At 73.5% G+C, this 18363-nt stretch carries 16 protein-coding genes and 3 tRNA genes; 8 read left to right on the forward strand and 11 right to left on the reverse strand.

The window, feature by feature from the left end; genetic code table 11:
* Positions 1 to 96: 96 nt before the first annotated feature.
* Positions 97 to 1350, forward strand: coding sequence for a glycoside hydrolase family 88 protein (locus ABZ479_RS12310; RefSeq protein WP_500461536.1), 1254 nt, complete (start codon positions 97 to 99; stop codon positions 1348 to 1350).
* Positions 1351 to 1458: 108 nt separating this feature from the next.
* Here ABZ479_RS12310 and ABZ479_RS12315 read toward each other — a convergent pair whose 3' ends face one another.
* Positions 1459 to 1695 carry a GntR family transcriptional regulator gene (locus tag ABZ479_RS12315; protein WP_500461537.1) on the reverse strand — a complete coding sequence of 79 codons (237 nt, stop codon included), beginning with the start codon at positions 1693 to 1695 and terminating at the stop codon, positions 1459 to 1461.
* Positions 1696 to 1847: 152 nt separating this feature from the next.
* On the opposite strand from ABZ479_RS12315, the gene ABZ479_RS12320 reads away from it, so the two are divergent.
* Both ABZ479_RS12320 and ABZ479_RS12325 read left to right on the forward strand, forming a co-directional pair.
* Positions 1848 to 2054, forward strand: a complete 207-nt coding sequence (locus tag ABZ479_RS12320) for a hypothetical protein (protein ID WP_499598781.1) — start codon at positions 1848 to 1850, stop codon at positions 2052 to 2054.
* On the forward strand, positions 2051 to 2230 hold the full coding sequence (locus ABZ479_RS12325; RefSeq protein WP_500461538.1) for a hypothetical protein: 180 nt from the start codon (positions 2051 to 2053) through the stop codon (positions 2228 to 2230). The genes ABZ479_RS12320 and ABZ479_RS12325 overlap by 4 nt, the downstream gene beginning before the upstream one ends.
* A 170-nt stretch (positions 2231 to 2400) precedes the next feature.
* Here ABZ479_RS12325 and ABZ479_RS12330 read toward each other — a convergent pair.
* From ABZ479_RS12330 to ABZ479_RS12340, 3 genes are all read right to left on the reverse strand, one after another.
* Positions 2401 to 2477: transfer RNA gene (locus ABZ479_RS12330), tRNA-Ile, on the reverse strand.
* 168 nt (positions 2478 to 2645) lie between these two features.
* A tRNA-Asn gene (locus tag ABZ479_RS12335) sits at positions 2646 to 2718 on the reverse strand.
* Between the two features lie 14 nt (positions 2719 to 2732).
* Positions 2733 to 2805 (reverse strand) — tRNA-Asn (locus ABZ479_RS12340).
* Positions 2806 to 2982: 177 nt separating this feature from the next.
* On the opposite strand from ABZ479_RS12340, the gene ABZ479_RS12345 reads away from it, so the two are divergent.
* The 4 genes from ABZ479_RS12345 to ABZ479_RS12360 all read left to right on the forward strand — a co-directional run bounded on the left by ABZ479_RS12345 (position 2983) and on the right by ABZ479_RS12360 (position 8594).
* Entirely contained in the window at positions 2983 to 3282 is a 300-nt protein-coding gene (locus tag ABZ479_RS12345) for a YtxH domain-containing protein (protein ID WP_500461539.1), read from the forward strand.
* A gap of 87 nt (positions 3283 to 3369) precedes the next feature.
* Entirely contained in the window at positions 3370 to 4824 is a 1455-nt protein-coding gene (locus ABZ479_RS12350; protein ID WP_500461540.1) for an FGGY family carbohydrate kinase, read from the forward strand.
* Positions 4825 to 4893: 69 nt separating this feature from the next.
* Positions 4894 to 6642: an ABC transporter ATP-binding protein gene (locus ABZ479_RS12355; RefSeq protein WP_500461541.1), complete on the forward strand. Its 1749-nt coding sequence runs from the start codon at positions 4894 to 4896 to the stop codon at positions 6640 to 6642.
* The gene (locus tag ABZ479_RS12360) at positions 6639 to 8594 is read left to right on the forward strand and encodes an ABC transporter ATP-binding protein (protein WP_499598788.1); all 1956 of its coding nucleotides are present in this window, start codon (positions 6639 to 6641) and stop codon (positions 8592 to 8594) included. The genes ABZ479_RS12355 and ABZ479_RS12360 overlap by 4 nt, the downstream gene beginning before the upstream one ends.
* Before the next feature lie 60 nt (positions 8595 to 8654).
* On the opposite strand, the gene ABZ479_RS12365 is transcribed toward ABZ479_RS12360, so the two are convergent.
* The 7 genes from ABZ479_RS12365 to ABZ479_RS12395 form a co-directional block, all read right to left on the reverse strand.
* Positions 8655 to 9965: an RNA polymerase sigma factor gene (locus ABZ479_RS12365; RefSeq protein WP_500461542.1), complete on the reverse strand. Its 1311-nt coding sequence runs from the start codon at positions 9963 to 9965 to the stop codon at positions 8655 to 8657.
* Between the two features lie 132 nt (positions 9966 to 10097).
* Positions 10098 to 12014, reverse strand: a complete 1917-nt coding sequence (gene dnaG / locus ABZ479_RS12370) for a DNA primase (RefSeq protein ID WP_500461543.1) — start codon at positions 12012 to 12014, stop codon at positions 10098 to 10100.
* A 31-nt stretch (positions 12015 to 12045) separates the two neighbouring features.
* Positions 12046 to 12495, reverse strand: a complete 450-nt coding sequence (locus ABZ479_RS12375) for a GNAT family N-acetyltransferase (protein WP_500461544.1) — start codon at positions 12493 to 12495, stop codon at positions 12046 to 12048.
* Between the two features lie 30 nt (positions 12496 to 12525).
* Complete coding sequence (locus ABZ479_RS12380) at positions 12526 to 13788, reverse strand: NAD(P)/FAD-dependent oxidoreductase (protein ID WP_500461545.1); 1263 nt, start codon at positions 13786 to 13788, stop codon at positions 12526 to 12528.
* Between the two features lie 171 nt (positions 13789 to 13959).
* The gene (locus ABZ479_RS12385) at positions 13960 to 15267 is read right to left on the reverse strand and encodes a deoxyguanosinetriphosphate triphosphohydrolase (RefSeq protein WP_500461546.1); all 1308 of its coding nucleotides are present in this window, start codon (positions 15265 to 15267) and stop codon (positions 13960 to 13962) included.
* 36 nt (positions 15268 to 15303) lie between these two features.
* Positions 15304 to 16194: a sirohydrochlorin chelatase gene (locus ABZ479_RS12390; RefSeq protein ID WP_500461547.1), complete on the reverse strand. Its 891-nt coding sequence runs from the start codon at positions 16192 to 16194 to the stop codon at positions 15304 to 15306.
* 109 nt (positions 16195 to 16303) lie between these two features.
* Positions 16304 to 16726: a gamma-glutamylcyclotransferase family protein gene (locus tag ABZ479_RS12395; RefSeq protein WP_500461548.1), complete on the reverse strand. Its 423-nt coding sequence runs from the start codon at positions 16724 to 16726 to the stop codon at positions 16304 to 16306.
* 104 nt (positions 16727 to 16830) lie between these two features.
* Here ABZ479_RS12395 and ABZ479_RS12400 point away from each other — a divergent pair, with 104 nt between their 5' ends.
* Complete coding sequence (locus ABZ479_RS12400; RefSeq protein WP_500461686.1) at positions 16831 to 17496, forward strand: SanA/YdcF family protein; 666 nt, start codon at positions 16831 to 16833, stop codon at positions 17494 to 17496.
* Positions 17497 to 18363: the final 867 nt, after the last annotated feature.

Raw genomic sequence — 18363 nt, forward strand, 5'->3', positions numbered from 1 at the left:
ACTGACGCCACGTAGGTGTACAGACATGTCATAGCCATGACACGCTGACCCGTGGCCTCCTCGTGAACCGCCCCCCACTCCGAAGGGCTGGCACCCATGGGCATCTCCCGGCGTCACTTACTGACCTCCGCCGCCGGCGCCGCCGCGGCGACCACCGCGCTCACACCCCCGGCACAGGCCGCGGCCCCCGCGTCCGGCACGTCGGCCGCCCACGCCGACGACCCGGCCGCGACGCTCCGCGCGCTACGGGAGGCGGCGGACTACGCCGTGGCGAAGCTGCGCGCCGTCGCACCCGGCGTCACCTCGTTCCCCGTCATCACGAAGTTCGAGAAGTGGACCTACTCCGCGGGCGGCGACTGGGTCGGCGGCTTCTGGCCCGGCACGCTGTGGATGGCGTGGCTGCACAGCGGCGACGCGCAGTTCCGCTCCCTCGCCCTCGCCGCCGCCGACCGGCTCGCCCCCCGGCGCACCGACACCGGCACGCACGACCTCGGTTTCCTCTTCTACCCGTCCTGGGTGACCGCCTGGCGGCTCACCGGCGACCCCAAGTGGCGCGACGGCGCGCTGCAGGCGGCCTCCAGCCTGAGCAAGCGGTACAACTCGGCGGGCCGCTTCATCCGGGCCTGGGGCGCGCTCGGCAGCGCGGACAACGCGGGCCGGGTGATCATGGACACGATGATGAACCTGGACCTGCTGGCCTTCGCCACGCGGCAGACCGGGGACCCGGCCTACCTCGACGTCGCCGTCGCGCACGCGCGCACGACCCAGCGCCACTTCCTCCGCCCCGACGGCTCGTCCCCGCACGTCTTCGACTTCGACCCGGCCACCGGCGCCCCGCTCGGCCCGAACACCGTGCAGGGCTACAGCCCCTCCTCCTGCTGGTCCCGCGGCCAGGCCTGGGGCGTCTACGGCTTCACCACGATGTTCCGCCGAACCGGCGACCCCGCCTTCCTCGCCACCGCCCGCAGGCTCGCCGACTTCTCGCTCGGCGCGCTGACGCCCGATCACGTACCGGTCTGGGACTACCTCGCCCCGCAGCAGCCGAACGACGTCAAGGACGCCTCGGCCGGCGCGGTCCTGGCCTGCGGCCTGCTCGACCTGGCCGCGGCCACCGGCACGGCGCGCTACCGCGACAGCGCCCTGCGCCTGCTCCTCGCCCTCTCCCGCACCTGCCTGACGACCCGCTCGACCCGCGCCCAGGCCGTCGTCGCCCGCTGCACCCGCAACCGCCCGGCCGAGGACGGCGTCGAGGTCTCCGTCCCCTACGCCGACTACTACCTCCTGGAGGGCATCCTCCGCGTCCTGCGCCCCGCGGACGCCGACCGCGCGATCGACCTCTCCTCGGTCTGACGCCCCGTCCGCCGACGTCTCCCCCACGACGCGCCCCCTGCCCGCCGGTCCCCCGGCCGGGCCGGGGGCGCCTTCGCGCGGACGGGGAGGAAGTCCGAACCGCCGGGTTCAGCCCTCGTCCGGCTCCGCGACGAAGGAGCCCATGCCCGGAGTGGTGACGATGAGGCCCTCCTCGCGCAGGGCGGCCGTCACCTTCCGGACGGTGCCGCGGGCCACGCCGAACTCGGACTCCAGCTGCACCTCGGAGACGAGGGCGCGAGGGGGCAGCGTGCCGTCGGCGATGCGCTCGCGGAGCACCTCGGCGATCTGCTCCCACTTCGGTCGCGTCGGGTCGTAGTCGATCACATCCGGACTGTACGTAACGGCGCGTAACCGTTCATAGACACGCCTAGGCATACATAGGTATGTACAGGGGTGTACAGGTCGCCTAGAGTGGGCACGGAGAAGTCCCCGACGGACCGCTGACGACGGGGCACGGCCGGCCGGAAGGGGTCGACATGGACGACGGTGTCCACCTGCGCGCACGAGGGGCGGAGGCCGCCGCGGCCCGCCTGTCCGAGCACTGCGAACTGGCGAAGCGCCCGGAGCACGAGGAGCTGCACCGCCAGTGCAGGCGACTGGACGACCACCCGCTGCCCGGCCACCCCGGCATCCTCGTCACACCGCGCTGCCGCTGCTCCTGCCACCGGGAGGGCCCGCGATGAGCACCACCGGCGACCGGGTCACCGGCACCTGTGCGCGCTGCCGGACGTACACCGAGGACGGCGTCTCCCACCTCGTCGAGACCGGCTCGGGCCCGGGCGGCATCCTCGTCCTCTGCGCCGACGCCGAGGCGTGCGTCCGGCGCGCGCCCGCCCCGCTCCACACCGGCCCCAGCTGACCGCCGCATGTCCCCGGGCGGCCGAACGGGGTGACGGCCCGTCGGGCGGAACGTCCGGCAACTCGGCCCGGGAGCAGGCCGGCTGACGAGCGATGAAGCCCCTCCGGGTGACCCGGAGGGGCTTCGTTCGTTATCCGCTGCAGGTCCTGAACCTGCGGGCCCACGGCCCTTGGTGGGGCGGGTGGGACTCGAACCCACGACCGACGGATTATGAGTCCGCTGCTCTAACCGGCTGAGCTACCGCCCCGTACGGCGCGCCGTCACCATCCCGCGCACGCCGTCTGCCGCAGCATAGCTGCTCATACGATCTGTCGCCCTCGCGGGTCACAGACGCACCACCTGGTGGACTGCGATCACCGTACGATCGGTTCCCGGGGGTACGAAAAAGGACCCCCGAGGGGGTCCTTGGCCGCTGCTCCCCCGACTGGACTCGAACCAGTAACCTGCCGGTTAACAGCCGGCTGCTCTGCCAATTGAGCTACAGGGGATAGAGGAGCGCGAGCTCCCCCGACTGGACTCGAACCAGTAACCTGCCGGTTAACAGCCGGCTGCTCTGCCAATTGAGCTACAGGGGATCGCTCCGCTTGCACCGAATGCACCCGTTTCCGGCATCCCGGACGGCGTGCGCTCGCTGCGACACATACATTAGCGCAAGGTGGGGGGTGCTCCGCCAACCCGTATCTCCGTGGTTGTCCGCAGGCCACGAAGGGTAGGCGCCAAGCACAGCCCCGAGACGAGGAGAGGGTGGAGCCATGCGCTACCGGCTGACGTTCATCAGCGGGGTCGCCGTCGGGTACGTGCTCGGGGCGCGGGCCGGCCGCGACCGGTACGAGCAGCTGCGCAAGGGCGCCCAGCGCATCGCGCAGAACCCGGCGGTGCGGAACACCGTGGAGTCCGCGGGACAGGCCGGGCGCGGGGCGGCCGTGAAGGCCGTGGACGTGGTGACCGCCAAGGTCGGGGACCGGCTGCCGCCGGCGGTCGCGGAGCGGCTGCGCCGGGTGCGCGGCAACGGCTCGGGCGTCGAGGACGACTGGGGCACCAGCAACACCTGACGGACCCGGCCGCACCGGCGGGGGTGAGGGCACGGGTGCGGGTGACCGGTTTTCCGCCGTACGCGCCGGGTGCGGCATGATGCCCGCATGGGGATTGTGGCGGGGATCGACAGCTCGGGCACCGGCACGACGGTGGTCGTGTGCGACACCGGGAGCGGGGCCGTGCTCCGTCAGACGCACGCCCCGCACCCCCTGCCGGGCGGCGAGGGCGGCGCGACGCCGACCGAGGTCGACCCCGAGGCGTGGCTGCTGTCGCTGGGCGAGGCCGCCAAGGGCGGGATGCTCGAGGGCGTGGAGGCCATCGGGGTCTCCGGGCAGCAGCACGGGATGCTGGCGCTGGACACCGGCGGGGCGCTGGTGCGGCCCGCACTGCTGTGGAACGACAAGCGGGCGCAGATCCAGGCCGCCGACCTGACCGAGGAGCTGGGCGGTCCCGGCGCCTGGGCGGAGGCGGTCGGTGCGGTGCCGCAGGCCGCGTACCCGGTGGCGAAGCTGCGCTGGCTGGCCCGGCACGAACCGGCCTCGGCGCAGCGCACCGCGCAGGTGCTGCTGCCGCACGACTGGCTGGTGTGGCAGCTGATGGGCCGCCCCCAACGGCGTACGACGGACCGCGGCGACGCCTCGGGCACGGGCTACTGGTCGGCGGCGACCGGCCGGTGGCGCACGGACCTCGTGGAACTGGCGCTCGGCCATCCCGTGCAGCTGCCCGATGTGCTGGCCCCCGCCGAACCGGCCGGCCGGACCCCGGAGGGCCTGCTGATCTCGGCCGGCACCGGGGACAACATGGCGGCCGCCCTGGGCCTCGGCGTCGGCCCCGGGGACGCGGTGGTGTCGCTGGGCGCGGCGGGGACGGTCTTCGCGGTGCACCACCACGCGCTGAGCGACCCGTCCGGCATGATCACCTCCTTCGCCGACGCGACCGGCCGCCACCTGCCGGTGGTGCACACCCGCAACGCGGTACGGGTGCTGCGCGGTACGGCCGAGTTGCTCGGCACCGACCTGGCCGGGCTGTCGGAGCTGGCGATGCGCTCCACGCCGGGTTCGTACGGCCTGGTGCTGCTGCCGTACCTGGAGGGCGAGCGCACCCCGGACCTGCCGCACACCGCGGGGACGCTGCACGGGCTGCGGCGCGAGAGCATGAAGCCGGAGCACCTGGCGCGGGCGGCGTTCGAGGGGATGCTGTGCGGGCTGGCGGACGCGCTGGACGTGCTGCGGGCGCGCGGGGTGGAGGTGCGCCGGATCTTCCTGCTGGGCCCCGCGGGCGACCTGCCCGCCGTGCGGTCGATGGCCCCGGCGCTGCTGGGCGCGCAGGTCGTGGTGCCGCCGCCGGGCGAGTACGCGGCGCTGGGCGCGGCGCGCCAGGCGGCCTGGTCGCTGGGTGTGGTGAACGGCACGGCCGCGCCGGAGCAGCCCCCGTACTGGCACCCGGCGGACTACGCCGTGGTGGAACCGGGCCCGGACGACGGGCCGGTCGGGCACTCGGTGCGGCAGCAGTACATCGCGGTGCGTGAGCAGACGCATCCGGGGGCCTTCCCGGGTTGATCACGGTGTCGGCCATGAGCCGGTAAACCGAGTGCCTGCGGCAACCATCGGACTATAGGGTCATCCGTCGTGCTGATCCGTCTCCTCCGGTCCCATCTCCTGCCCTACCGGCGCGCCGTCTCCGTGCTCGTCGTACTGCAGCTCGTGGCGACCCTCGCCATGCTCTACCTGCCCACCCTGAACGCCGACATCATCGACGAAGGCGTCGTGAAGGGGGACACCGGCTACATCCTCCGCATCGGCGGCGTCATGCTCGCCGTGACCCTCGTCCAGCTCGCCTGCTCGGTGGGCGCCACCTACCACGGGGCCCGCACCTCGATGGCCGTCGGCCGGGACATCCGCGCCTCGGTCTTCGACCGGGTGCAGCGCTTCTCCTCGCGCGAGGTGGGGCAGTTCGGCGCCCCCTCGCTGATCACCCGGACGACCAACGACGTCCAGCAGGTCCAGATGCTGGTGCTGATGACCTTCACGCTGATGGTCTCCGCGCCGATCATGTGCTTCGGCGGCATCATCATGGCGCTCGGCCAGGACGTGCCGCTGTCCTCGCTGCTGCTGGCGGTGGTGCCGGTGCTGGGCGTGCTGGTGCTGCTGCTGGTGCGCACGCTGCGTCCGCTGTTCCGCTCCATGCAGGAGCGGCTGGACACGGTGAACCGGGTGCTGCGCGAGCAGATCACCGGCATCCGGGTCATCCGCGCCTTCGTCAAGGACGACTTCGAGCAGAACCGCTTCCGCAAGGCCAACGACGACCTCACCGACGTCGCGCTGCGCGCCGGGCGGACGATGACGCTGATGTTCCCGGTGGCGATGGCCGTCGTGAACATCACGAGCGTGGCCGTGCTGTGGTTCGGCGCCCACCGGATCGACAGCGGCGGCATGCAGATCGGCGCGCTGACGGCGTTCATCAGCTACCTGATGCAGATCCTGATGTCGATCATGATGGCCACCTTCATGGTGATGATGGTGCCGCGCGCCGAGGTCTGCGCCGAGCGCATCGAGGAGGTGCTGGGCACCGACCCGAGCGTCGTCCCGCCCGCGGAGCCGGTGCGGCTGCCGTCCCGGCGCGGCGAGCTGGAGCTGCGGGCCGCGGACTTCGCGTACCCGGGCGCCGAGGCCGAGGTGCTGCGGGGCATCGACCTGATCGCCCGGCCCGGCGAGACCACGGCGGTGATCGGCTCCACCGGCAGCGGCAAGACGACCCTGCTGGGGCTGGTGCCGCGGCTGTTCGACGCCACCGGCGGCCAGGTGCTGATCGACGGCACCGACGTCCGCGAACTGGACCCGGTGCACCTGGCCGAGACGGTCGCCCTGGTCCCGCAGAAGCCGTACCTGTTCTCCGGGACGGTCGCCTCCAACCTGCGCTACGGCAACCCCGAGGCCACCGACGAGGAGCTCTGGCACGCCCTGGAGATCGCGCAGGCCAAGGACTTCGTCGAACGGCTCGCGGAGGAGGACGGCCGCTCCGGGCTCGACGCCCCGATCGCCCAGGGCGGCACCAACGTCTCCGGCGGCCAGCGCCAGCGCCTCGCCATCGCGCGGGCCCTGGTCCGCAAGCCCGTCGTCTACCTCTTCGACGACTCCTTCTCCGCGCTGGACTACGCCACCGACGCCGCGCTGCGCCGGGCACTGGCCCGGGAGACGGCGGACGCGACGGTCGTGATCGTCGCGCAGCGGGTCAGCACCATCCGCGACGCCGACCGGATCGTGGTCCTCGACGAGGGCCGCGTGGTGGGCACCGGCACCCACCACGAACTGATGGACGGCAATCCCACGTACCGGGAGATCGTGCTCTCCCAGCTCACCGAGCAGGAGGCGGCATGAGCGTCCCCGCGCCCCGCAGGGGGCCCGCACCCGCGGCGGGACCGATGCGGTTCATGAGCGGCCAGCCCACCGAGCGGTCCATGGACTTCAAGGGCTCCGGGAAGCGGCTGCTGGGGCTGATGCGTCCGGAACGCGCCCTGGTCGTCGCCATGCTGGCCTGCACGACGCTGGGGGTCGCCCTCAACGTCATCGGCCCGCGGATCCTGGGCAAGGCCACCGACCTGATCTTCGCCGGGGTCCTGGGCCGTTCGCTGCCCGCCGGCACCGACAAGGCCGGGGCCATCGAGCACCTGCGGCAGCAGGGCAACGACACCCTCGCCGACCTGCTGCAGTCCGCCGACTTCACCCCCGGCGCCGGGATCGACTTCGACGCCGTGGGCCACGTGCTGCTGACCGCCCTCGCGATCTACGTGGTGGCCGCGGTCTTCGCGATCGTCCAGGGCCGGCTGGCGACCACGGTCATCCAGCGCACCGTGTTCCGGCTGCGCCAGGACGTCGAGGCGAAACTGGCCCGGCTGCCGTTGTCGTACTTCGACCGGCAGGCACGCGGCGAGGTGCTGAGCCGGGCCACCAACGACATCGACAACATCGGCCAGACGCTGCAGCAGACGATGGGGCAGATCATCTTCGCGCTGCTGTCGATCGTGGGCGTGCTGGTGATGATGTTCTCGATCTCCTGGCTGCTGGCGCTGGTGGCGCTGGTGACCGTGCCGCTGTCGGTGTTCGTCGCCACGGCGGTCGGCAAGCGGGCCCAGCCGCAGTTCGTGCAGCAGTGGCGGACCACGGGCAAGCTCAACGCCCACATCGAGGAGATGTACACCGGGCACACCCTGGTGAAGGTCTTCGGCCGCCAGGAGGAGTCCGCGGAGGCCTTCCGCGAGCAGAACGAGGCGCTCTACCGGTCGGGTTTCCGGGCGCAGTTCATCTCGGGCGTCATCCAGCCCGCGATGATGTTCATCGGGAACGTCAACTACATCCTGGTCGCCGTCGTGGGCGGTCTGCGGGTGGCGAGCGGCGCGCTGTCCATCGGCGACGTCCAGGCCTTCATCCAGTACAGCCGGCAGTTCAGCCAGCCGCTGACCCAGGTGGCCAGCATGTCCAACCTGGTGCAGTCCGGGGTCGCCTCCGCCGAGCGGGTCTTCGAGCTGCTCGACGCGGAGGAGCAGAGTCCGGAGCCGAAGTCGCTCGGGCTGCGCAAGGAGCAGCGCGGCGAGGTCCGCTTCGAGGACGTGGCGTTCCGCTACGAGCCGGAGAAGCCGCTCATCGAGGACCTGTCGCTGACCGTCGAACCGGGCCACACGGTGGCCATCGTCGGCCCCACGGGCGCGGGCAAGACCACCCTGGTCAACCTGCTCATGCGCTTCTACGAGGTCACCGGCGGGCGGATCACCCTCGACGGGACGGACATCGCGTCCGTACCGCGGGAGGAGCTGCGCTCCGGCATCGGCATGGTGCTGCAGGACACCTGGCTGTTCGGCGGCACCATCGCGGAGAACATCGCGTACGGCACCGAGGGAGCCGGCCGCGAGCAGATCGAGGAGGCCGCGCGCGCCGCGCACGCGGACCGCTTCATCCGCACCCTCCCGGACGGGTACGACACCGTCATCGACGACGAGGGCACGGGCGTCAGCGCCGGCGAGAAGCAGCTGATCACCATCGCGCGGGCGTTCCTGTCCGACCCGGTGATCCTCGTCCTCGACGAGGCCACCAGCTCGGTCGACACCCGCACCGAGGTGCTGATCCAGCGGGCCATGGCGCAGCTCAGCCACGGACGGACCAGCTTCGTCATCGCGCACCGGCTGTCCACGATCCGCGACGCGGACGTCATCCTGGTGATGGAGAGCGGCGACATCGTCGAACAGGGCACCCACGAGGAGCTGCTGGCCAAGGACGGTGCCTACGCCCGGCTGTACGCGGCGCAGTTCGCGCAAGCGGTGGCGGAGGTCGACTGACCGTCCGCCGCGCCCTGACGGGAGCCCCCGCCGGCCCGGCCGGCGGGGGCTCGCGCGTCCTCAGTCCAGGTAGCCGCGCAGCTGGTCGGCGAAGGCGTGGTCGCGCAGCTTGTTGAGGGTCTTGGACTCGATCTGCCGGATGCGCTCGCGGGTGACGCCGAAGATCCGGCCGATCTCCTCCAGGGTGCGCGGGCGCCCGTCGACCAGGCCGTAGCGCAGCTGGACGACCTTGCGCTCGCGCTCGCCGAGGGTGGACAGCACCGCCTCCAGGTGCTCGCGCAGCAGCAGGAAGGAGGCGGACTCCACGGGCGAGGCGGCGTCGCCGTCCTCGATGAGGTCACCGAGGGCGACGTCCTCCTCCTCGCCCACCGGGGCGTGCAGGCTCACCGGTTCCTGCGCCAGGCGCAGCACCTCGCTCACCCGCTCCGGGGGGATCTCCAGGTGGGCGCCGACCTCCTCGGTGCTGGGCTCGTAGCCGCGTTCCTGCAGCAGGCGGCGCTGGACGCGGACGACGCGGTTGATCAGCTCCACGACGTGGACCGGGACCCGGATGGTGCGGGCCTGGTCGGCCAGGGCGCGGCTCATGGCCTGGCGGATCCACCAGGTCGCGTAGGTGGAGAACTTGTAGCCGCGGGCGTAGTCGAACTTCTCCACGGCGCGGATCAGTCCGAGGTTGCCCTCCTGCACCAGGTCGAGCATGGTCAGGCCGCGGCCCACGTACCGCTTGGCGACGGAGACGACCAGGCGCAGGTTGGCCTCGATCAGGCGGCGCTTGGCCATCCGGCCGAGGACGACCAGCCGGTCGAGGTCGACGGCCAGCCGCGAGTCGGGGTCCAGGGTGCTGTTCAGCTTCTCCTCGGCGAAGAGGCCGGCCTCGACCCGGCGGGCGAGGTCGACCTCCTCCTCGGCGGTGAGCAGGGGTATCCGGCCGATCTCGCGCAGGTACTGGCGGAACAGGTCGGCGGACGGGCCGGAGACCTCCTCGGCGGAACGCCGCCGTACCGGGCCGGGGTCGGGATCGGACCCGGGGTCCGGGTCGGAGGCCGCCTCGGCCGCGGCCTCGGCCCGGGCCTCCGCCTCCGCCTCCGCCTCGTCGGGTTCGCCTGCCGGTTCCTCGGGGTGCACGGCGGCGTGGTTCTGCTCCGGCACGCGCTCCAGCAGGTCGTCGGCCGGGGCCGCCGGGGGCGTCAGGGTCTGGATGTGCACGGGAGCGACCTCCACGGTGAGCGCAGCCACGGACTCGGAGACGCGCACCGGCGGAACGGTCGCGACGCCCTCGCCGCGGCCCGTCCGTGAGTTCGCCGTCAGCGGTACTCCGGTGGTGTCACCGTCGACACCGCTCGGCAGTCCGCGCTCCGAGGACTCTTGCACCGCCCCCAGTGTGGCGTACGGCACACCGTGCCCACGAGGGTCGTGCGCCGCTTTTTTGTGACGGAGGGCAACCCCCTCGTCACGCCCGCTTCCCCGTCCGTTCCGGGGCCGGACGGCCGTCCGCGGCCCGGTTCAGAGGGCGGCGACGCCCTGCTCGCGCAGGCGCTGGCCGTACTGCTGGAGCGCCCACAGCTCGCCCTGGACGGCGGCGAGCTGGGCCTCGTCGGCGCGCGGGCCCTGGGCGCTCAGCCGGGTGTGGTCGGCGTTGAGCTGGGCGATGCGGCGGGCTACCGCCTGGCGGCGTACGTCGACGAGGATCTTGCCGGCGTAGATGTCCGGCGCCTTGTGCTGCACCGGCTCGACGGCGAGTTCGGTCACCAGCGAGCGCACGGTGTCGTCCGGGGCAACGTCGCGGACCCGGACGAGGAACTCGGCGTCGGCGGCCTCGGCACCGCCTGCCTCGGCGATGGCGCGGCGCACGGCGGCGTACGGCGGTGCGGTGAACTCGTCCTCGCCGTAGGCGTCGAAGGCCGGGGAGACCAGTTCCGGGTGCTGGAGGGCGAGCTTGAGCAGTTCGCGCTCGACCCGGTGGGCGGGGCTGCGCATGTCCAGCCGAGGCCCGCGCGGACCGGCCGGCGCGGCGGGGCCCGGGGCCGCGTCGGGGCGCGCCGCGGCGCCCCGGCCCGGCTGGGCGGCGCCGCCGGACTGGCGGCGTTCGCGCTGCCAGCGGGCGAGTTGGCCCACCCGGCGCACGACGAACTGGGTGTCGAGGATGCCCAGCATGCCGGCGAGCTGCACGGCGTACTCGTGCTGGATCGCGGAGTTCTTGATGCCGGCGACGATGGGCGCGCCCGCCTCCAGCGCGGAGGCCCGGCCCTCGGCGGTCTCCAGGTTGTAGCGCGCCACCGCCGACCGCAGCGCGAACGCGAACAGCGGCGTGCGGGTGTCCACCAGGTGCTGGACGGCCGCGTCGCCCTCGGCCAGACGCAGGTCGCACGGGTCCATGCCGCCGGGCGTAATGGCGATGGAGGTCTCGGCGGCGAACTTCTGGTCGTCCTCGAAGGCGCGCAGGGCGGCCTTCTGACCGGCCTCGTCGCCGTCGAAGGTGAAGACGACCTCGGCGTTGGAGTTGTCCATCAGCAGCCGGCGGAGGATCTTGATGTGATCGCCGCCGAAGGCGGTGCCGCAGGTCGCGATGGCCGTGGTGACCCCCGCGAGGTGGCACGCCATGACGTCGGTGTAGCCCTCGACGACGACGGCCCGGCTGCTGCGGGCGATCTCCTTCTTGGCCAGGTCGATGCCGTACAGCACCTGGGACTTCTTGTAGATCGGCGTCTCGGGGGTGTTGAGGTACTTCGGGCCCTGGTCGTCCTCGCGCAGCTTGCGCGCGCCGAAGCCGATGACCTCGCCGGTGATGTCCCGGATCGGCCAGATCAGCCGGCCGCGGAAGCGGTCGATGGCGCCGCCGCGGCGGCTCTCGCTGGCCAGCCCGGAGACGATCAGCTCGCGGTCGGTGAAGCCCTTGCCGCGCAGGAAGCGGACGAGATGGTCCCAGCCCGCCGGGGCGTAGCCGACGCCGAAGTGCTCGGCGGCGGCCTGGTCGAAGCCGCGCTCGGCGAGGAACTTCCGGCCGATCTCGGCCTCGGCGCCGCCCAGCTGCTCGACGTAGAACTGCGCGGCCGCCTTGTGCGCCTCGATCAGCCGGATCCGCTCGCCCTGCTGGCGGCCCGGGGTGTAGCCGCCCTCCTCGTACCGCAGGGTGACGCCCGCCACGGCGGCCAGCCGCTCGACGGCCTCGGAGAAGGACAGGTGGTCGACCTTCATCACGAAGTCGAGGGTGTCGCCGCCCTCCTGGCAGCCGAAGCAGTGGTAGAGCCCCTTGCTCGGGCTCACGTGGAAGGACGGGGACTTCTCGTCGTGGAAGGGGCACAGGCCCTTCAGGTTGCCACCGCCCGCGTTCCTGAGCTGCAGGTACTCCGAGACGACGGCGTCGATCGGGACCGCGTCCCGCACCGCCTTGACGTCCTCGTCCCTGATCCGCCCAGCCACGGAAGGATTCTACGGCGCGGTCCGCGGAAGGTCAGACCGGCTTCGCGACGAAGAGGTAGTGCGGCCCGGCCGGCTCCAGGACGAACTCCTCCCCCACCGCCGTGAAGCCCTGCCCCTCCCAGAAGCCGCGGGCCGAGGTGCGGCCGTTGCACCACACCAGCTCGGCCCCGCGCTGCCGGGCCTGCTCCAGCGCGGCGTGCAGCAGCGCCGCCCCGTAACCGCGGCCGCGGACCTCGGGGGCGCTCGCCATGCCGCGGATCCGGTACGCGACCGCGAGGTCGCCGGGCAGCCGCTCCGGGAAGAGCGTGACGCACGCCACGACCTCGTCGCCGCCGTAGCCGCCGTAGGCCGCCATGTGGAAGGCGAGCGGGTGACCGTCCTCCAGGAAGATCGCCGACTCCCGCGGGAGCCCCGGCCGCAGCACCCTCCAGCGCAGATCGAATATCTCCTCGACGGGTACGACGGCGGTCCTGGGCTCCATGGCAGCCATGCTAGGCGGTCGCCCCCGCGGTCACTCCAGGAGGGAGGCCAGCGGCACCGTGGGGTCGGCCAGCGCGTCGGTGTCGACCCGGCGGCCGGAACGGATCAGCCTCTGGACGGTGTCCGTCACGTCCCACACGTTGACGTTCATCCCGGCCAGCACCCGGCCCTCGCGCAGCCAGAAGGCGATGAACTGCCGCTTGCCCATGTCGCCCCGGGCCAGCACCTGGTCGTAGGTACCGGGGGCGGCGTGCCCGGAGAACTCCATGCCCAGGTCGTACTGGTCGGTGAAGAAGTACGGGACCCGGTCGTAGACGACGTCCCTGCCGAGCATGGCACGCGCCGCCACCGGCCCGCTGTTGAGCGCGTTCGCCCAGTGCTCGACCCGCAACCGGCCGCCCAGCAGCGGGTGTTCGGCGTTGGCGACGTCACCGGCGGCGAAGACGTCGGGGTCGGAGGTGCGCAGCGAGGCGTCCACGGCGATGCCACCGCCGGCGGACCGGTCGGCGAGGGCGAGCCCGGCGGCCTCGGCGAGCGCGGTGCGCGGGGCGGCGCCGATCGCGGCGAGCACGTGGTGGGCGGGGTGCTCCTCGCCGTCGTCGGTGAGCACCGACATCACCATGCCGTCCTGGCCGGTGATCTCGGTCAGCCGCGCGCCGAAGTGGAAGCGCACTCCGTGCTCGCGGTGCAGGTCCACGAAGACCTCGCCGAGTTCGGGGCCGAGGACGGAGTGCAGCGGGCACGGCTGCGGCTCGACGACCGTCACCTCGACCCCGTAGCCGCGGGCGGCCGCCGCCACCTCCAGGCCGATCCAGCCCGCCCCGGCGATGACCAGGTGGCCGTTCTCGCGGCCGAGCGAGGTCAGCACGTTCTTCAGCCGCTCGGCGTGCGCGAGGCGGCGCAGGTGGTGCACCCCGGCCAGGTCGGTGCCGGGGATGTCCAGCCGGCGCGGCTCGGCGCCGGTGGTCAGCAGCAGCCGGTCGTACGGGATGGAGGTGCCGTCGCCCAGGATGATCCGCCGGGCGGCCCGGTCCAGGCCGGTGACCGGCTGGCCCAGGTGGAGTTCGACGTCGTGCTCGGCGTACCAGGCGGCGGGATGGACGAAGACCGAGTCGCGCTCCTCGTTGCCCAGCAGGAAGCCCTTGGAGAGCGCGGGTCGTTCGTAGGGGTGGTCGCGTTCGTCCCCGATCAGTATCACGCGGCCGGTGAAACCCTCGGAGCGCAGCGTCTCCGCCGCTTTCGCCCCCGCGAGCCCCGCCCCGACGATGACGAATGTGTGGTCTGCGTCCACCACTGTGCGCCTCCCTGGTGTCCTCGGGTGCCCGGCGGCCCTCCCTCTGGCAATTGCCAGTCATGTGAGCGTCCCGCACGGCAGGGCCGACGTGAAGAGCGCCGCGCCGACCGGGAACGGGGGCGGCGCGGCGCGCGGGGGCGGTCGGGGGCCCGCCGGGGCTCGGCGGGGGGCTCAGCGGGGGGCGGTGAGCCGGGCGTGCAGGGCGGTCGCCGCGGCGTCGGTGAGCGAGGCGATCTGGTCGACCACGGCCCGCTGCCGGGCCCGGTCGTCCTTGGCCGCGTCGAAGATGCCGCGGAACTGCGGGTCCAGCCCCTCCGGGGCCCGGGCCAGCAGGGCCTCGGCGAGTTCCCCGATGACCACCCGCTGCTGGGCGCGCCGCCGCTCCTGCGCCTCGCGCTGCATGACGTACCGGTCGGCGACCGCCTTCAGCACGGCGCACTCCAGCCGCTGGTCGCGCGGGACGACCAGCTGCGCGCGGTGCCGGGTGAGCCGGCCGGTGCCGTAGGCGTCCCGGGTGGCCCGCTCGGCGGCCAGGCAGAAGCGGCCGATCAGCTGCGAGGTGGCGTCCTTGAGCCGGGCCTGGGCGATGGCGGAGCCGTCGTAGCCGTGCGGCCACCACTCCATGTCCAGCAGCCGGTCCAGCGCCTCGGCGAGCTCGTCCACGGCCGCGCCGGGGGCGTAGCGGGCCGCGGCGACGGCGAAGATCTCGCGGCGCTCGGGCTCGGCGAGCAGCACCGCCGGGTCCAGGTGGCCGGCGTGCAGCCCGTCCTCGACGTCGTGGACGGAGTACGCCACGTCGTCGGCCCAGTCCATGACCTGCGCCTCGAAGCACTGCCCGAGCGGGCGGCCGGCCGGGGCCGTGCGGCGCAGCCACTCGAAGACCGGCAGGTCGTCCTCGTACACGCCGAACTTCGGGCTGCTGGGGTCGGTGGGGTGCCCGCCGCGGGGCCACGGGTACTTCGTCGCCGCGTCCAGCGCCGCCCGGGTCAGGTTGAGGCCCACGCTGACCAGGGTGCCGTCCTCGGCGTGGGCGAAACGCTTCGGCTCCAGCCGGGTCAGGATGCGCAGGCTCTGGGCGTTGCCCTCGAAGCCGCCGCAGCCGGCCGCCACCTCGGCGAGCACCATCTCGCCGTTGTGGCCGAAGGGCGGATGGCCGATGTCGTGGGCCAGGCAGGCGGTCTCGACCAGGTCCGGGTCGCAGCCGAGGGCCGCCCCGAGCTCCCGGCCGACCTGGGCGCACTCCAGGCTGTGCGTCAGACGCGTCCGCGGGCTGCTGTTGATCGCCCGGGCGTCGTCGACCGGGTCCACCACCTGCGTCTTCCCGGCCAGCCTGCGCAGCCCCGCGGAGTGCAGCATGCGGGCCCGGTCCCGCTGGAACGAGGTGCGGCCGGGCCGCTTGTCGGGCTCGGGTACGTAGCGTTCGGTGTCGGTTTCGCTGTAGGGGGCGTGGTCGGCCGCCGCGGGGTGGTTCGCGTCCATACCGCGACGGTAGCGGTCACGACCGGGTACCGGTGGCTACGCCGTGGCCCGCTGCGCCGCGGCGGCACCCCCGGACGCTCCCCCGGCCGCTCCGGTCCGCGCCCGGTCGTAGCGGTGCAGCACCAGCTCCGCCATCGCCGGATGCGCGCCGAGCGGGGCGGCCGCGATGCCCGGGGCCGCGGCGGCCGTCGCCGCGGCGAAGCGGCCCGGCGCGGCGAAGCACGACGCCAGCGCGACCCGGTCCCGGCCACCGGCCGCCAGCCGCCGTACCGCGGCCGCGACGTCCGGCCCCCCGGACGCGTACGCGGGCACCACCGGGACGGTCCCGCCCAGCCGGGCCCGCAGCAGGGCCGCCGTCGCCTCGGTGTCCCGGGCGGACCCCGGGTCCCGGGACCCGGCGGCGGCCAGCACCACCCCGGCGCGCCGGGCGGCCCGCGGGGAGCCCGGACGCCAGCCCGCCTCGGCCAGGCGGCCGTGCAGCGCCTGCGCGAGCAGCGGATGCGGCCCGAGCGGCGCCGCGACGCGCCCCCGCAGGTGCGGGGCACGCGCCAGCGCCTCGGGGACGTCCCGTTTGGCGTGGTGGCCGCGGGTCAGCATCAGCGGCACCAGGACCACCTCGCCGCGCAGCGCCGCCAGCACGCCGTCCAGCGGCGGCTCGTCGATCTCGATGTGCCCCAGCCGCACGCACAGGCCCGGGCGCAGCTCCCGTACCCGGTCCAGCAGGGCGTGCGCGGTGCGCAGCGCCCGCGGGTCCCGGCTGCCGTGCGCGACGACCACCAGGACCGGGGGCCGCGGCGGCGCGGCACGCAGCGTCACCCGGGACAGCCGGCTGCTGAGCTGTTCGGTGATCCGGGACATGAGCTGCGCCGTACTGTCGAAGTGGTCCGCTCCTGGCGCGCCCTGCGGCGCGGGTTCCTCGGCCGTCATGGACCGAGTGTCGCCGGGCGGCGTTGCCGGGCCGTTGCACCGGCGTGACGACCGGTTTCCGCCGCATCACAGCCCGCGCGCCCCGCTGTGAGGGGCGGGCGGGCGCCGGTCAGCGGCGCTTCCAGTCGCCCCCGTCGATGGGGCGGCCCTTCTCGCGCAGCTCCCGCTCGTGGTCCGGGGCCGCCAGGTACACCCAGGCGGGCAGCGTCTGCCCGGAGTAGGTGCGCACGTCGCGCACGACGCGCTCGTACAGGTTCCCGGACGCGCCCGGGCTGTACTCCTCCAGGCGGTCGAGGTCCGCGAGCACCTCCTGGTACAGGTCCTCGGCCGGATGGACCACGTCGCCGTGCACACGCCCGCGCTCGTCGGCCACGGCGTACGGGTAGCCCGGGCCGTCGAAGAGCAGCGCGCCGTGCAGCACCGCGGGCGTCTCGGACGTCGTCCGGCCGCGCAGCAGCCAGGAGTGGTTGATCTCGCCGGGCCGCAGGGTCCCGTACACGAAGAACGGGAGGCGGGAATGGTCGTCGCGCATCATCATCATGGAACCGCAGGGAGGTGCGGGACGTCGACTCGGACGTGGAGGCAAGTGGAAACCGGAAGGCCCCCGGGGCGCGTGCGAGGGCCGTCCTGTCGCGGCTGCGGCGGCTCACGCGTCCGCCCCGGTCCCGGCGGGGGCGGCGGCGCCTGCTGTGGGCCGCCGTGGCCCTGGGCGTGCTCGCGCTGCTGCCCGCGACGTGGCTCCAGGTCACGGCGGGCGACCGGGTCCGTACGGTGGCGGACGCCCCCGCGGAGCCCGTCGCCGTCGTCTTCGGCGCGGGCCTGTGGAACGGGGAGCCCTCCCCGTACCTGGCGCACCGCCTCGACGCGGCCGCCGAACTGTGGACGGCGGGCAAGGTGCGGGCGGTCCTCGTCACGGGCGACAACAGCCGCACCGACTACGACGAGCCCACCGCGATGCGGGACTACCTGGCGGCGCACGGGGTGCCCCGCGACAAGGTCGTGCTCGACTACGCCGGCTTCGACACGTGGGACTCCTGCACCCGGGCCCGGCGCGTCTTCGGCGTCGACCGGGCGCTGCTGGTCAGCCAGGGCTTCCACATACGGCGGGCGCTGGCGTTGTGCGGGGCCGCCGGGATCGAGGCGTACGGGATCGGGGTCGACGAGCGGCACGACGCGACCTGGTACTACGGGGGCACCCGTGAGGTCGCGGGAGCGGTGAAGGCCGCCTTCGACGCGGCGTTCACCCCGGACCCGCGCTTCCTCGGGCCCCGTGAGGGGGGCGTCCAGCGCGCCCTGGGGTGACCGGGGGTGTGGTTGCGGCCGGTGGTTGTGTGCGGCGCCGCTGTGGGGGCGGCTGCGCCGTGCTGCCCGGTGGTTGTGTGCGGGTCCGTTGCGGTTGCGCTGCGCTGTGCTGCCCGGTGGTTGTGTGCGGGTCCGTTGCGCCTGCGGCGGGCGTCCGCCCGCCCTCCCGCCCGATTGCCCGGCATGGTTGGTGCGGGCCTGCGCGCGTGCGTTGGGTGGGTCGGGGGCGGGGCCTCCGGGGTGGGCATTCTGTACCGCATATTTATGTGCATGGCGGGCAACCACTCGTCGGTGCCGTCTGTGCCGCACATCAAATACACGTCAGCGTCCAGAACGCCCACCCCTACGACCCCACCCCCTCCGTATCCGTGGCGACCAACGGCCGGTGGGTGGCCATAAGGCAGCCCGGGGGCACCGCACCTGCCTAATGCACCCCTCACCGACCGTCGTGCCCGCACGAGGAGGGTGCCGCCCAGGGTGGGACGGGGCTCGATGGCAGACACGGGCAGCGCTCCGGACCGCCTCCACTACCCCCCACCGGCCGTTCTGCGCCACACGGCAAGAGGGCGTGTAGCGGGGTGCTCACCCAGTCGAAGGCCGGGGGGGCGAGCGGCGGACCCGGTGCCGAATGATGCGGGGCTGGACCCGTGGGGCCGTAGGGGTCAGTGAGCGGTTCGGGGCGCCCCGGATTGCCTTCTGACCCCCAGCCGGCCGTTGTGCGCTCATACGACGGGAGGGGGTGTGTCGGGGTGCGCCCGGAAACGACGAGCGGTTAAGTGCGGTGCCAAATGATGTGGGGGTAAACCGCGAGCGTTGAGGACGTGCGCCGGCGCGGCGCCGACCCCAGACGAACTTGCGCAAGCCCGC

Source organism: Streptomyces sp. NPDC005722, from assembly GCF_040630935.1.
Classification (GTDB): domain Bacteria; phylum Actinomycetota; class Actinomycetes; order Streptomycetales; family Streptomycetaceae; genus Actinacidiphila.